This window comes from Parachlamydia sp., assembly GCF_050255895.1.
Lineage (GTDB): Bacteria > Chlamydiota > Chlamydiia > Chlamydiales > Parachlamydiaceae > Parachlamydia > Parachlamydia acanthamoebae.
This window is the reverse complement of the sequence record NZ_JBFWIR010000009.1, coordinates 1-15,565: the sequence shown is the minus strand read 5'-3', so window position 1 is coordinate 15,565 and position 15,565 is coordinate 1. Positions and strand designations below refer to the sequence as shown.

The 15,565-nt window shown below is 39.2% G+C and carries 14 protein-coding genes; 4 read left to right on the top strand and 10 right to left on the bottom strand.

Annotation, left to right across the window (positions count from 1 at the left end; all coding sequences use genetic code 11):
• Positions 1-36: 36 nt before the first annotated feature.
• On the top strand, positions 37-930 hold the full coding sequence (locus AB7E63_RS02680) for a methionyl aminopeptidase (protein WP_036745866.1): 894 nt from the start codon (positions 37-39) through the stop codon (positions 928-930).
• Here the strand turns inward: AB7E63_RS02680 and AB7E63_RS02675 are convergent.
• Together AB7E63_RS02675 and sthA are read right to left on the bottom strand one after the other, a co-directional pair.
• Positions 927-1,460, bottom strand: coding sequence for a hypothetical protein (locus tag AB7E63_RS02675; RefSeq protein ID WP_013925225.1), 534 nt, complete (start codon positions 1,458-1,460; stop codon positions 927-929). The genes AB7E63_RS02680 and AB7E63_RS02675 overlap by 4 nt on opposite strands.
• A 35-nt stretch (positions 1,461-1,495) precedes the next feature.
• On the bottom strand, positions 1,496-2,899 hold the full coding sequence (gene sthA / locus AB7E63_RS02670; protein ID WP_226987400.1) for a Si-specific NAD(P)(+) transhydrogenase: 1,404 nt from the start codon (positions 2,897-2,899) through the stop codon (positions 1,496-1,498).
• 187 nt (positions 2,900-3,086) lie between these two features.
• Between sthA and AB7E63_RS02665 the strand changes: the two genes are divergently transcribed.
• Entirely contained in the window at positions 3,087-3,518 is a 432-nt protein-coding gene (locus tag AB7E63_RS02665) for a hypothetical protein (RefSeq protein WP_013925227.1), read from the top strand.
• Positions 3,519-3,544: 26 nt separating this feature from the next.
• On the opposite strand, the gene rpmB is transcribed toward AB7E63_RS02665, so the two are convergent.
• The 7 genes from rpmB to AB7E63_RS02630 all read right to left on the bottom strand — a co-directional run bounded on the left by rpmB (position 3,545) and on the right by AB7E63_RS02630 (position 11,290).
• Positions 3,545-3,829 (bottom strand): 50S ribosomal protein L28, encoded by a 285-nt coding sequence (gene rpmB, locus AB7E63_RS02660; protein WP_006340192.1) that lies wholly within the window; start codon positions 3,827-3,829, stop codon positions 3,545-3,547.
• A 252-nt stretch (positions 3,830-4,081) separates the two neighbouring features.
• Positions 4,082-6,136 (bottom strand): hypothetical protein, encoded by a 2,055-nt coding sequence (locus tag AB7E63_RS02655; protein WP_013925228.1) that lies wholly within the window; start codon positions 6,134-6,136, stop codon positions 4,082-4,084.
• A 590-nt stretch (positions 6,137-6,726) separates the two neighbouring features.
• Positions 6,727-8,769, bottom strand: a complete 2,043-nt coding sequence (metG, locus tag AB7E63_RS02650) for a methionine--tRNA ligase (RefSeq protein WP_039377242.1) — start codon at positions 8,767-8,769, stop codon at positions 6,727-6,729.
• Positions 8,770-8,771: 2 nt separating this feature from the next.
• Entirely contained in the window at positions 8,772-9,437 is a 666-nt protein-coding gene (locus tag AB7E63_RS02645) for a hypothetical protein (protein WP_006340189.1), read from the bottom strand.
• 11 nt (positions 9,438-9,448) lie between these two features.
• A complete protein-coding gene (locus AB7E63_RS02640) occupies positions 9,449-9,736 on the bottom strand; it encodes a hypothetical protein (protein ID WP_006340188.1) in 288 nt (95 codons plus the stop codon).
• Between the two features lie 56 nt (positions 9,737-9,792).
• Complete coding sequence (gene gmk, locus AB7E63_RS02635) at positions 9,793-10,416, bottom strand: guanylate kinase (RefSeq protein WP_013925231.1); 624 nt, start codon at positions 10,414-10,416, stop codon at positions 9,793-9,795.
• Positions 10,406-11,290: a YicC/YloC family endoribonuclease gene (locus AB7E63_RS02630; RefSeq protein WP_013925232.1), complete on the bottom strand. Its 885-nt coding sequence runs from the start codon at positions 11,288-11,290 to the stop codon at positions 10,406-10,408. Before AB7E63_RS02630 ends, gmk begins: the two co-directional genes overlap by 11 nt.
• A gap of 171 nt (positions 11,291-11,461) precedes the next feature.
• Here AB7E63_RS02630 and AB7E63_RS02625 point away from each other — a divergent pair, with 171 nt between their 5' ends.
• Entirely contained in the window at positions 11,462-12,448 is a 987-nt protein-coding gene (locus AB7E63_RS02625) for a PLP-dependent cysteine synthase family protein (RefSeq protein WP_013925233.1), read from the top strand.
• Complete coding sequence (locus AB7E63_RS02620) at positions 12,445-13,590, top strand: trans-sulfuration enzyme family protein (protein WP_006340184.1); 1,146 nt, start codon at positions 12,445-12,447, stop codon at positions 13,588-13,590. Before AB7E63_RS02625 ends, AB7E63_RS02620 begins: the two co-directional genes overlap by 4 nt.
• Here AB7E63_RS02620 and AB7E63_RS02615 read toward each other — a convergent pair whose 3' ends face one another.
• Positions 13,591-15,192, bottom strand: coding sequence for an F-box protein (locus AB7E63_RS02615; protein ID WP_013925234.1), 1,602 nt, complete (start codon positions 15,190-15,192; stop codon positions 13,591-13,593).
• Between the last annotated feature and the right edge of the window lie 373 nt (positions 15,193-15,565).

Below are 15,565 nucleotides of genomic sequence, written 5' to 3'. Positions count from 1 at the left end.
CTATTGCAAACGAAAACAATCTAAGGTTGACTAATGATCGGAAGAAATGACCCTTGCTGGTGCGGAAGTTGGAAAAAATGGAAAAAATGCCATTACCCTCTTGAAGAAGGCGGCATTACGCAAAATACTCCCAAATCTGTAGCCGAGCAGTATTATAATGAATATGATATTATTATTAAGACAGAAGAACAAATTGCAGGGATTCGCGCTGCCTGCCATTTAGCAGCAAAAATTCTTGATGAAACCTGTGCTCTTGCTAAAGCTGGAGTAACAACCCAAGAGCTGAATGACTTTGCTGATAAAATGCACCGCGAAGCAGGAGCGATTCCAGCTCCCCTCAATTATGGACACCCTCCCTTTCCCAAAAGCATTTGTACATCTTTGAATGAAGTGATTTGTCACGGAATTCCAAATGATATCCCTTTACATGATGGAGATATTTTAAATGTAGATGTCACATGCATTTTAAATGGATACTACGGAGATTGCAGTCGAATGGTTGTGATTGGAGGGAAAACAACACCTGAACGACAACTGGTTGTCGATGTTTCCTATGAATGTTTGATGAGAGCTTGTGCCATTTTAAAACCTGGTGTCTTCGTCTCTGATATTGGTAAGGTCATTGAACCCTATGCCATTTCCCGTGGGTGCTCTGTGGTCAATCAATTCGTCGCCCATGGTGTTGGAGTGGGTTTCCATGAAGGACCTCAAATTCCTCATTATCAAAACTCAATGCACATTCCTTTAGTGGCCGGTATGACCTTTACAATTGAGCCGATGATTAATGCGGGTGTACGTGGAGCTGTAGTTGACCGCAAAGATCAATGGACAGCAAGGACAAAAGATGGAAAAGCCAGCGGACAATGGGAGCACACGCTCTTAATTACCCCAACTGGCTATGAAATTTTGACTCCTTGGAAACACCCCTAAAAGGGAGAAGTCCCATTGCGACTTTTCATCATTTGGTTGAGAAAGCTATTGTTTATTTCTTCTCCTTGCAAAACAAAATAAAGGAGAATCATTCCAAAACCAAAAGCTGGGCTTAAAGTCGCAATGAAAAGTCCTAAAGCAATCACCACAGCTTTTTTCAATTGCTTCCAGTAGCGAATTGTTTGCTTATTGAAAGGTTCAAACTTCCAAAGCAATCCAAAAGCGAATAGTGCATTGCAAAGAACAACTATTAGCAAGATGGGAATGACAACAACAAGAACAAGCGACGCAAAAAAAGTGAGAACGCGTAAAAGCCAGGGGTAGCGCGCTTTTTCCAGCTCATTAATCGAAGCATAGAGATTTTCTTCTCGAGTGCTTTTTCTCGATTCTTCCTGGTCTGGCTCGATTTGAATATCATCAATATAGATAAATTCAGGAAGTTTTTGTGGAGTCATGCCCCCATTTTTATTAGGGTCTCCATTTTTTGATGAAGGGTCTTGATTGCCCGACGGAAATTCATACCGTACCATAAAGTGCCTCGAATAAGTTAACCTTAGAAAATTCTCTACACTTTACTCTTTAAACGTATTTTATTCACCCCATTTAATGCAGCCACACGGTAACCTTCTGCGTAGGTGGGATAGTTAAATACATGGTCGATAAAATAATCGATGCGCGCTCTAAAGCTCATCGCTATTTGACCAATGTGAATCACTTCTGTCGCACTACGCCCGATTACGTGCACACCTAAAATTTCTAAAGTCTCGGCGTGAAACAAAATCTTAAACATCCCCGTATTGCTACCTGCAATGTGGCTACGTGCAATTTCATAGTAATAGGCGCGCCCTACCTCGTAATGAAATCCCATATGTTCCAATTGCTCTTCAGTATACCCGCAACTTGAGATCTCAGGAATTGTGTAAATCCCAATCGGGTAAACGGAAGGGAAATAATGCGTTTGCACACCACACGCATGCAAAGCCGCCAAGCGCCCTTGTTCCATGCTTGTGGAAGCTAGACAAGGTCCGCCAATTACATCCCCAACTGCATAGATATGAGAGGACTCTGTTTGAAAAAGCGCATTCACTGGGATATACCCTTTTGAGTTTAACTTTAATCCTGCATTTTCTATGCCCAAAGTATCCACATTCGCTTTTCTTCCCAAGGCATATAGCAAACAGTCGGCCTTGCAAACTGTCCCATCTTTAAATTTCACAACAGCCTTGTTTCCTACGCGGGAAATTTCTTCCGGCTCCTTATGCCCCATAAATTTTAAACCAATATCTGTTAAAGCAGTCTGTAAATGAATGCCAATTTCGGCATCAACAAAAGGTAGAATATGTTCTTTTTTATCAATGATGGTGACTTCTGTTCCTAGAGCTGCAAAAAAGCTGGCGTACTCGGACCCAATAATCCCACCCCCTAAGACAAGCATGCTCTTAGGAACAAAGTCTAAACCGAGTAAGCGGGTTGAATCTAAGATGACATCATCATCAAAAGGGACTTCGGGAGGATTGCGGGGTTGCGATCCTGTCGCAATCATAAACATCTCAGAACGAATCTGATACAACTGCCTAAAATCCGCATTTGTAATTGTCATGCGATTAGAGGCTTCGAAGTACGCATTTCCCTGGATAAATTGAATGTTATTTTTTTTGAATTGTCTTTGGAGCATGTGCTTTTCTTCATCAATGACTTTATAAAGACGATTATTCAAGTCATGGATGGAAACTTCTTGAATGAAATGGGCATCCCCATAAAAACTTCGCTCATGATAGCGCGTTAAATCGATGATTGCTTCGCGTAAAGTTTTAGATGGAATAGTCCCTGAAAATAAGCAATTCCCTCCCGGCTCCGGGAGTTTTTCAATAACCACGACTTTTTTCCCAAGCTTAGCAGCCTGAATTGCGGCTTTCTGCCCAGCAGGTCCAGCCCCAATTACAGCAAGATCCACATTTATCTGTTCCATAGCGCATATTCCTGTTGTGGAAATTTTTGACCAACTACAAAAATTTGCAGCCATCCTTGTCCTTGGTATAACCTTGATCATCCACATTCATTTTAAATACTCAAGATTTTTTTATGTATTTCACTATATTGCATATTCTCTTGTTTGTTATAATAGGATTAGACTGGTAACCCGGGAGAAGAGAACAATGGCCAAGACAAATTTTACAAAAGTTGAGGAAGCTTTAGCGGAAGGCTTACGCAAAATGACAGTCAGCAAGCTCTTAAATGAAGCTGACCAACACACAAAAAAGCAGGAAAAATCTAACAAAGATGAGCTTTCACTTTTAGTTGCATCTCTTCGTCACGAATTCACATGGTATGCGAAACGCGATGAATACTTTGTGCTCAAATTGGAAGTGGAAAAAGGCCATATCAAGCAATTACTCAAACAAAAAGATCCTTATACGAAAGAACAAATTGCTGAGTTGGAAGAATTAAAAACTAAAATCGAAAAATACAAGAAAAGCGTAGAGCCTGAAAATTCAGATTCTGAAAACGAGCGTATTATTGAATCCGAATTGAAAAGTCAAAAAACAAAACGTTTTAACACTCGAGACAAATGGTTGCCTTTGCATTAAAGGCCGAGCAAGCTCGGCCTTTTACTTTAGCTAGCTTTATGCTGAGAACGCACTTGGCGAACATATGCAGCTACCCCACCCTCTTTCTTCTCAAGAGTGCGCAATCCTGAAATAGACAAATTAGGAATGCTGACAAAGCGGTTTTCTTCTGCAAGCCATAATTTACGATCTGCTAAATTTGCTTTAAAGCGACGCTTTGTTTTGCCTGTCACTTTAAGACCAATTCCTTTTTTCTTTTTCGCAATACCACGGATAGCATATTTAAATCCGCGCGTTGTTTTTTTTCCAGTTACTGGACAAACCTTAGACATGAAAATCTCCAGAATAATAGCGTATTGTATATGTAAAGAGCGTAGTGTAACATAAACTCTCTTACCAAACAAGTAGTTTTGTCAGGAAAAACAAACAATTGTTTGCTCTTACCTTATGCGTCCATTTCAGATATTCCCCTAATCCCACGACTCAGAAAAGCTCAATGACGACTCAAAAGGAATTAAATAAAAAGCTACAGAACAATATTCTTATTGCCCTGTAGCTTAATTTTATCTCAACTAACCTAATTGTTAATCTTCACCTTGATAACTGCTATCAATCAACCACGAATCAGTGATTGAATTAGTAATATTACTAGAGCTTCCAGCATCTACTATCCTCTGCTGCAAGGATATCGTTTCTTTAGGTGCGTTAGCACTGGTAAATGCACGAGCCATTCGGAAGAAAGGTTCTCTTCCATCGCGTGGCAGGAGCGCTTCCTCATCAATCTCTTTTAGCTTATTCAAGCTATCTGTCATACGTTTACCACGCTTCATTATCGCATCGGTAGTGTTTTGATACACAACATTTGGATTTGATCTTGCTGCACGGATCGCTAACAATTCTCTCATCGCTCTTTCATACTTATCTGCGTTACTCACATAATCTCGTAATTTAGACAATTTAGTATCAGTATCGTTAAATGCTTTGTTTAGCAGATTAAATGCAGTCTGTAGTTGTCGTTCGTTACGAGGTTCTAAACCTACAATTTGCCTGAATTCCTCAAATTTTTCTTTGAGATTCTTGTATGACTCACTAAATACACGAGCAAATTCTATAATAGCATCTGCTTGCCGAATGATCTGATTATTATTAATAGTAGGTCCATTACCAGTTTCGGTTGATGGTTCAAGTTCTCCCGAACTATTGACATCTTCGCCTTCATCTTCATGTCCCCCCAGATCTATTCGTCTTTGTGCCACACGACTCTTCAAATTGTCGTCTACACGAGGCTGAGGCGGAGCTAAAGGTCGTGGAGGCTGAGATGATGAATTAGGCATGCCGATAGGGGGGGGAGTTGGTATAGTGGGCTGCGGCGGTGGAGCTGGAACATAAGGTGGAGCATCAGGTATTAAGTGTGGCTCTGTAGGAATTTCAGCTTGCACTTGAGGCTCAGGAGAACCTAAACGCGTATCATCTGGTTGCTCTTCTTCCCGCTGCACTACTGAACTTCTTGGAATAGGAAGATCATCTAGCGGTCTTGGTCTTTCCGGAGATACATTTCTAGAACCAGCATCTAAAGATCCTCGCCTTGCAGAACTATCTTCAGCTTTTTTTGAAGAACTTAGATCTAATGAACGTGTTCTGTCTCTTCTATAAGTATTACCAGAAAATGAATCATTACCTTGTCTTGAAGATCCAAATGATGTTGAAGCAGATCCATTACCGCCCTCGCTTGATTCAGAAGCTTCATCTTCACTATCACTTAACTCTTCTCTTTCACTTCGAGGCTGTTCTTGGTCATCTACACGATCTGAATCATCTGCGAAACGTAAATTGCCGCGGCTTGAGACTGACCCACTGCTAATTTCTTTTTCAGAAGGCTCTCCTTCATCAAGTTGAATACTTCCTCTTACAGTTTCGGATAACGAACCACTTGAGCTTTGGGAAGACGGTTCAGATCCATGATTCGTTGATCCCGCATCAGTACTTAAAGAGGAGGAACTCGTCTCTGCGCAAGAAGAATCTGTTGATGGAGATGATGAGGAAGAATGGGCTCCTAAATGAGAATCGTCTTCTGAGAAAGAATCGGTGTCTAAGAGATCGTTAGTTGCGTCATTTCTTGAATCTTGAGGATCTTGTCTTGTGCTTTCAGTTGAATCTAGACTTGAATCTTGAGGGTCTTGCTCATACCCATGGATCCATCCATGCTTTTTTTCGAAGGGTAGGTATTCTTTTTTATGAGATGAGTAAAAACTCTCGATAGCTCTATCTATCTCGCGTGTTTCATCAGATCCGATAAGCTTTTTTAAATCGTCATTTTTATTGATGTCTTTGATTCCAACACGTCTTGCTAGATCTTCTATTTTTTTAATCCTCTCTTGTGTCAAAAAAGCACCATTTTTTTTCCCAAAGGCAATAAAATGCAATACACGAAGTTGTGTCAGCTTCTTTCTATCCTTTCGAAAGAAATTACGAAAACTTCCAAAAAGCCCAACTTCTTCAAGCGTGCCATCTTTTTTCACAACAAGGCTACCACCAATCCATTTTTTTTTCGAAAATTTCTTTAAATCCTCAAGATAATTATGACCGGGTTTATCGTAATGATTATTAAATTTATAGTCCCGGTAATTAAAATCATTCATAAAAAATCCTTTGTAACGAAGACATGTGGCATACTTAAACAAGCGCAAATTGCAAATAGAATGCCAGTCTTTCAAATAAACTACATTAATATCAAAAATATTATAGCAATAAAAAGCAAATACAGTCAAATTTATTAATAAAAACACAACAACATAAAAAATTATTTAAATAAACCATTGCAAGATTCTTTTTATTAGATTAGATCCGGCGTGATTTTATTTTCTTGTTTTCCATGCAAGAACACTAAGTAGCAATTGCATAAACAAAATTTAATTTACAGTCGAATTTTTCATAAAAAACTTTTGGAAAGCAAAACCACTTATTATACATTAAAAATATACACAAATGTAAGTGGATCAATCCACAAAAATTTGTTTGATAATACTGAAGTAATGATTGTCTTAGATAATGGCTTAGAGCAAAGCATCTCATGCCATTTTTTATGCAGAACAGATTGCAAAAAACAAATTTTATAATGATAAGTTGAGTTGATTTGGACACGTCAGATACAGAGAACTTTTACTCAAAAAAAGACGCAAACTATTTTTACCAGGCTGAGAAATGATTGTTTCTCAACCTGGTTATTTTCCTAGGACACAACGCTTCCTGGAGCTAAATTTTCAATAGAGAGAACCTCTAAGGAATCTTGCCACTGACCAGCTAAAACCATGCCTTGACTCTCAATTCCCATTAAAGTGGCGGGCTTTAAATTTGCAACAACCACAATTTTCTTTCCTATGAGTTGCTCAGGCTTATAGGCCAGGTGAATGCCAGAAACAATGGTTCTTTTTTCGAAACCGAGATCCACCAAAAGCTTTAGCAGTTTTTTACTCTTAGGAACAGGAACGGCCTCGAGAATTTGTCCCACTCTCAGATCGAGCTTTTGAAAGTCTTCGATTCCGATTACATCTTTAAGAGCCGTATATTCTTGGGATTTTGGCTGAGTCATTGTTGTTGCCTGTTTTAATTTATCTATTTCTTGCTGAATTTGTTCATCTTCAATTTTCTGGAATAAAATCTTTGGCTGCAACAACGGCTGACTCACCGGAATAGGAGTTTGAGCCACGGTATTCCAATCTTGCGTTTTTAAAGGCGAAGAATATCCAAGCATCTTCCAGATTTGCTCTGCGGATTCAGGAATAATAGGGAATGAAATAAGCGCCAAGAGCTTTAAGCAATCTAAACAACAAGCAATGGTTGTCTCCATACTTGCACGAGTCGCCTCTTCACGCGCATCCTGCCAAGGACGCTTTGCATCAAAATAGACATTCCCTAACTGCGCTAGCTCCATAACGATTTGGCTCGCGCGTCGTAATTTAAAAGTATCGTAACTTTGAGCCGCTTCTTCAACTAGCCGCTGCATATTTTCCAAAAATCCTAAATCGATCGGTTGCAAATCTTTTTTTTGTGGAACACACCCTTCACATTGCTTATGAGCGAATACGAGAACGCGATTAACAAGATTTCCATATTTACCGAGTAATTCAATGTTGCAACGCTGCTGAAAATCTTTCCAAGTAAATTCGGAGTCAGATGTTTCAGGTGCATTCGCCGCAATCGCATAGCGGATTTGATCTGGTGTGTACCTTTTGAAAAAATCATCTAAATCGATGTACCAACCATCTGATTTACTAAATTGCCTACCCTCTAAGTTGTAAAATTCGTTCGCGGGAAGCTCATCAACTAATTTATAAGGCCGGTTTTGTCCCATTGTCATCGCAGGAAAAATGGCCGCATGAAAAGGGATATTATCTTTTCCAATAAAATTGACTAGCTGAGTAGACTGATCACACCAGTAATCTTTCCAACTCTCAGGAGATCCTCGCAATTCGGCCCACTCTTTTGTGGCAGAGATATAGCCAATCGGAGCATCAAACCATACATATAACACTTTCCCTTCGGTATCTGGCAACGGAATCGGAATCCCCCAAGTAGAATCGCGTGTGATGGCTCGTGCATGGAGATCTTTGATGTAACCTTTGGCAAAATTACTCACATTGGGTTTCCAATTTTTGCTATCAATCCATTCTAAAAGACGTTCTTTAAACAGATCTAGGACCAAAAACCAGTGTTTCGTTGGCTTTAGAATCAATGGAGCGTCTGTCAGTTTGGAGCGAGGATTCTTTAAATCTGTTGCTTCGTAACTAGCACCACATTTTGTACACTCGTCTCCACGCGCATTTTCATAGCCACATCGAGGGCATGTTCCAACGACATATCTATCCGCTAAAAAACGTTGATCGACTTCTGAATACAATTGCTCGGTTGTTCTTTCTTCGATATATCCATTTGCCAGGAGGTCTAGAAAGTATTGATGCACAGTTTCTGCATGTCCTTTCCAGGTTGTTCGAGAATAATGATCAAAGGAAAAATTCAATTTCTTGAACAAGTTGAGGTTCACTTCGTGGAAAATGTCGACGTGTTCTTTGGGAGCTCTTCCGGCGAGCTCAGCGCTCATTGTAATAGCCACCCCATATTCATCTGACCCGCAGACATATAAGACGTTATTTTTTTGTAATCTTTGAAAACGAGAGTAACAGTCGCCTGGGAGATAAGCCCCTGCAATGTGACCAAAATGAAGAGGACCATTTGCATAAGGTAATGCGGAAGTGACGAGAATTTTTTTTGTCATATTTATTTTACAGGTTGAGTGTCTTCGGGTAAAATTTTGATTTTCAATTCTTTCGGCTTTTGTACAATGAGGACTTCCACTTCAGTTCCGGGAACTTCCTTCCAACCAATTAGAATTTGTGTTTCAACATCAACATACAAGGGACCTGGGATGGTAAAAGCATACTCGGGAGTAATCGCCCGCGGTGATGGAGAAGGACATGAATGTTCTGTTTGAAAACCATCCAAGGAAACATGCTTATCTCGAATAATCTCTTGCTGGGTTTCCGATAAGCTCCCCCATGAGACATAGTTTCCCGGGTACCTTTTTTTTAAAAAGGTCCAATCTAAAGAAGTTTTTCCAAATAATGTGATTGTATTGGGAAAAATGCGTCCCGTTTCACGACAAAAAGTTGCCTGAGAAAATTCAAAAATACGATTATCATATTGATGAAAATTGTATAGAAAACGTACGACTTTTTCTTTTGTTTCAAGACTTAAATCTCGCGCATACCGCAAAGGCAGCCCACTATAAGGGCTTACGCTATCCGGCTGTCTAGAGATCCATATTCCTATTACACATAAAACAACAAGCAATACAAAAACGCCTAAGATGAGCGCACTAAAAAAAATGGCGTCATTAGGTGTTACCGCAGCGATGTAAAAATCAATTGCATAAGTAAAGAACATCTAAAATCCATTTAGATGTTTTTTCTTGGTGGTCTTTTGGATGATTCGGGTTTTGAATGAGCCTGAGGCTGATTCGTTGTGTCGACATGTGTGATGATTTCATCAAAACGATCTTTGTCTTCAGAAATTTCAGCTAAAACTTGTAAAGCACGATTTTGGCTGTCAGTTCTCACACGCGCATCACGGCCTGTTTTAATCATATTTTCTGCTAGTTTAATCGCATAGTTAACAAGATCAAACTGATTTCCAAATTTGCGACTTATCTTTTCATTTGTTAACGAACTTTTACTACGATCCATGGATTCTCCTTAGTTAAACAAAATCAAAAAAACATTTTAATCAAATTTTCGCGTCATCAATTCTCTTGATGAGATTTGCCGCGATTTTTGTGTACTTCGGCTATTACAATACTTCTTAAAATATCATAGGCAACTTCTAAATCATCATTAATCAAGTGATAATCATAGAGAGAAGCCGCCTTTAATTCATCTTCTACGATGGCTAAGCGTTTTTCAATCACGCGACTTTCTTCCGTATTACGTCGAATCAACCGTTCTTTTAAAACATCAAGTGAAGGTGGCAAAACGAAAATAAAAGTTGCCAAAAGTTTCCCCATTAATTGTTTTGCACCTTGCGTATCAATCACCAAAACAACATGTTTTCCACTTTTTTGCTGATCTGTTATCCACTTTAACGAGGTTCCGTAATAATACCCATAAAGCTTAACATATTCAAGGAATTCCCCATCTTCTATCGCTTTCTGAAAATCGGCTTCGCTAACAAAGTGGTAATGGATTCCAGGAATTTCCCCTTGTCGAAGAGGACGAGTTGTCGTCGAAATACTCTGCACAACATTAGGGAATTCTTGCACAAGTTTTTGAACAAGTGTCGTTTTACCTGTCCCAGCGGGAGCACTTAGAATAAAAATTAATCCGTCTTTCAAATCCCCTAATGGCGATTGTGGAATGTTACTCGACATTTTGCAATTGCTCGCGGATACGTTCTAATTCAGTTTTACAATGCACAACCAAATGCGAGACTTGAACATCGGGTGTTTTTGATCCAATCGTATTGATTTCGCGATGCAACTCCTGAAGAATAAATTCCAGATTTTTCCCAATGCGATCATTGGAGGACTGGAAGAGTTGCTTACATTGGTCTAGATGAGACTGGAAACGGACAACCTCTTCTGCAATGTCAATGCGATCAGCGTAAATACAAATTTCACGAAGAATTCGCTCATCATTTTCGACGCTGCCGGGCAAAATTTCTTCCAGACGCTCTTTCAACTTTTGCCGATATTTTTCAGTCGCCTGTGTCGAGCTTCCCTTAATTTCATCAATCCCTTTTTGGAGGGAAAGAAATCTTCCTTGCATTTCTTTCTGCAAAGATTCCCCTTCAATTGTTTTCATTTCCATCAACTTCAGAAGAGCAGCTTCCACAACTTCTTTAATGGAAGCCCTATAAATCTCTACATCAACGAATTCTTCATCACTAACGATCATCCCTGGGAAGTTCAAGAAAAAATCTAAGTTAACTTGTTGATTGCATGCGGGTAATGTAGCTTGCAAGGTTTGGCAAACGGATTGCAATTGCTGAGCAAGCGGTTGATTGAGTTTTAATTTTCGGGATGCATTTTCTTCAAATGCGGCAGTTAATTTAAGACTAATTTGTCCGCGAGACACTTTTTCTGCGACCCATTTTTTGATATCGCTATCAAATTGAAGAAACTCACGGGGAAGATTCGTTTGAACTTCTAAATGTTTCCGGTTAACAGATTGAATTTCGACGGTCAAAGTTCCAATCGGGGTAGAAGCTTTGCCGCGCCCGTAGGCAGTCATACTTTTGAGCATGCAATTAACCGTTTAGTGTAAGTGATTTTTCCACAGAATACACTGTGTAAGACATTAAAATCCAGAAAAAAACAGCTATTTCATTCAAATATTAATTAACATAAATCAAATTAAGCTTGATCGTTTTTATCAATTTTTCTAGAGTCGCAATCAAAGAACTTGAGGGCCGCCATGTTCCATCCTACCATTTTAGATGTTATCGGAAATACACCTCTAGTTAAACTCAATAAAATTAATCCTTATCCACATGTCACAATCCTAGCTAAGGTTGAATTTCTAAATCCTGGCAGCAGCATTAAAGACCGAATTGTCAAATATATCATCGATGATGCGGAGAAAAAGGGATTACTAAAACCTGGCGGAACGATTGTTGAAAACACATCTGGTAACACGGGTGCAGCCGCTGCTATGATCGGTGCCATCCGAGGCTTCCGCGTAATTTTAACCATGCCAGATAAAGTTAGCAAAGAAAAGCAAAATGCGCTTAAAGCTTATGGAGCTGAGATCATCGTTTGCCCAACTTCTGCTTCTCCCGACTCCCCTGAACACTATGTCAATCGAGCCAAACAATTAGCACAAGACATTCCTAACAGCTTTCGCATTAATCAGTACGACAATCTCAAAAACCCGGAAGCTCACTATCTCACCACGGGACCCGAAATTTGGGAACAAGCCCAGGGGAAAGTGGATTATTTTGTAGCCAGTGCAAGCACCGGAGGAACGATCACAGGAGTTGGTCGCTATCTTAAAGAACACAATCCCGAAGTAAAAGTGATCATGCCAGATCCAATTGGGTCTATCTACTATGATTACTTTAAAACAGGGCACATTCCGCCAGGGGGCAACTGCAATTACCTTTTAGAAGGGATTGGGGAAGATCACATCGCACATGCATTAGACTTTTCTGTCGTCGATGACGTTGTCCCTGTGACAGATGCAAATGCTTTTCAAGTTACTCGACAACTCGCCACCATGGAAGGCCTATTGGCTGGAGGATCTTCTGGAGCAAACGTTTGGGCTGCCCTAAATTTAGCAAAATTCTTAACAAAACCTGCGACCATTGTCACCGTCCTACCTGATGGAGGAGTCAAATATTTAAGCAAAATATTTGACAATGAATGGATGGAAAATCACCATTTACTAGAGAGAACCCTATGAAATTCGCAACAAAAGCTATCCATATTGGCTATGAGCCAGAACCTCTTTATGGGGCAGTCATGCCGCCCATTTACATGACATCCACTTTTGAACAAGAGGCTCCAGGTCAAACGAAAGGATATGATTACACACGAGGCGGCAACCCCAATTTTACTCTTCTAGAAAACCTGTTAGCTTCTTTGGAAAATGCCCAGTATGCCACCGTATTTTCTTCCGGAATAGGAGCCTTAACAGCCTTGGTCAGCCAACTAAAACCGGGCGATAAAGTGATTGGAATGAATGGCGTTTACGGAGGAACATACCGCCTTTTTCATCGCATTTTTGCTCCCTTTGGTGTCCAGTTTCAATCGATTAATCCCTCAAGCCATGATGAACTTGAAGCAACTTTAAAAAAAGAAGCCCCAAAGTGGCTGCTTTTTGAAACGCCTACAAATCCCCTCTTGGAAGTTTTTGATATTGAGTTGCTCGCAAAAATAGCTAAAAAGCACGGCATATTAAGCATTGTAGATAACACCTTTGCAAGCCCTTACTGTCAAAATCCGCTAGATTTAGGTGTAGATATCGTATGGCATAGCACAACGAAATACATTGGAGGACACTCAGATGTAATTGGCGGCGTTGTAATGACCAATGACGCAGAGCTAAAAAAAGAACTCAATTTTCGACGCCTTTCATTAGGCGTTAACCCAAGCCCTTTTGATACGTGGTTGATTACACGTGGAGTCAAGACATTGGCTGTGCGCATGGAGCAACATCAAAAAAACGCCTTTGCTATTGCACAGTTTTTAGAACAACATCCAAAAGTTAAAAAAGTTTACTATCCAGGACTTCCAAGTCATTCTGGACACGTGATTGCTAAAAAACAGATGCGTAATTTTAGTGGAATGGTTTCGGCAGAATTTCAACTTGAGCTCGAGCAGACAAAAAAACTCATTTCATCTTTTAAGCTTTTTTCGCTCGCTGAAAGCTTAGGCGGCGTGGAATCTCTCGTCAATCACCCTGCTTTGATGACTCACCTCTCGATTCCTCCCGAAGAGCGAAAAAAGATGGGAATCACCGACGGGTTAATTCGCTTTTCAATAGGAATTGAAGACGCAGAGGACTTGATCGAAGATCTCGACCAAGCCCTGCAAAAAATTTAATTATCTTTGCTCAATAACAACATCCATTAGATCATCACATGCGGACTCTTCATCTGAAAGAAATCCGCATTCAGAGTCAGAATCAGTTTCAGAATCATGCGTTGAATCCACCCCAGTCCTTTTTTCATCTCCAGATTCCATTTGATCCGTGAAACTTTCATCAAGTTCTGTATCTGCCTCCAACCACATTTCCCGTTCTTTATTGGCCTTAAGCTGTTTTTTAAGGTCTTCGTTTTTGTCAATATTTGATACAAGCCGTAACACTTTTTTACTTCTATCGTTTGAGTTCGATAGATTGTTTAGATTAGCCAATTCCTGAAATTGGCCAAAGGAAATATGCATGACATCCAAAAGAAGAAGAAAACTCTTGGATGAGCCTTTCAACAAAGCAAAACAACAATTTTCATAATCCATGGCTAATTTTGCAGCACGCCACAAACCAAAAATATTTTCTTCTATAAACCAAGGAATGACACTTTCTCTATCAGAAATCATTTTTTCAATGGATTCAAAGTCTTTATCCCGAATAGCTTTCAATATGCTCTTTGCTTGTACATCGATGACATACCATGCTTTTCTTAAAGAAGAATCCTTTACAATAAGCGGTAAAAGATCAAGTAGCCTGCTTTTCAATACCTTTATATCTCCATCAAAAACCTTCAAGTATTCTTCAATTGAGCTGAACAATCTATTCAGAACGATAAGAAAAATTTCAGGGGTTCCGACTTTCAATGCATGGAGACAAAGCTCAAAACGATCGGGAATATCAACGACATAAGGTTTATCTAAATAATCCCCTCCAAGTTCTGTATCCCAAATGGGATTTTTTAATATTTCTTGGACAACTTTGGAATCTCGAATCACAATTGCGTTTGTTAAATTAATGACGTTTTGTCCGATTGTGTTGTTTATTTCTTTGAGGAAGCCGCCCTCTATCGTTTTAAACCTTTCTAGAGATCCAAATAGTTTTTTTATGACCAGATGAGAAATTTTTTCGGGAGCAATTTTCAAAGTATAGGCACAAATATCATATTTTTTTACGAGTTGGACTGTTTTCGATTTATCTGCGGAGTACTCTTGTACCATTCCCTGATTATACCAAGATGTTTCGCAATTTCTGGAATCGAGTAATAGCTGGACCAATTTTTGGCTTTTCATGTCAATTGCAGAGTATAAATTTTTAACATCGGCTTCAACTCCAAATCCAATCAGAATTTTCACAAATTCAATCGGCTGTGTAGAAACATCCAAATAAGCTGAAAGCTCCTCTTTCAAATTCTTATTCTCTAAAAAATTAGCGAACACTGAAAATTGTAAACAATTGATTCGTTTCATATCAGGGAATACTCTACACGCACATCGGACAATTTGTAAAACCTTGGCACACACTTTCTGTTGTGATGATTCAATTTTGCGACTGGAAAAAACCTTAGATTGTCGAGCAAAAATACGAATCAACTCATGTGAATATGCTTGCAACGTTTTGCAAGCCAATGAAGCAGCATCTAAATCAACTGGATTTAAGCGAGACAGGATGTTTATAAGAGGAAGATCAGGAAGAGATTCGATGGTCAATTGATCAGAAGGCGAAAGGGGTGTCATATTTTTCCTTGTAAAACGATTAGTTCTTATTTCCAAATACCGGAAACAAATTTATACTAATTGAAATGTCCTATAAGAGATTATTCAATTAAAAGCTGGCGATATCCATTTCGATACAACTTTAATATCTCTCTCAAATTTTATTTGGAGCGATAAAGCCCCCTTTATCTAATCAAAAAGATTAATTAAAATCAAATCCATTGTTTGATCATTTTTTATTTTTAAATTCAGATAAACTTTGATTGAATTAAAAAAAGGAAGTGGCTTTACCATATTAAATTACTATGGTAAAGCCACTTCAAATTAAGATTATAAAATTAATAGATTAAAAAAGAAGTAATTAAAGGATTATAAAAATCAGGAAAGTCTGCAA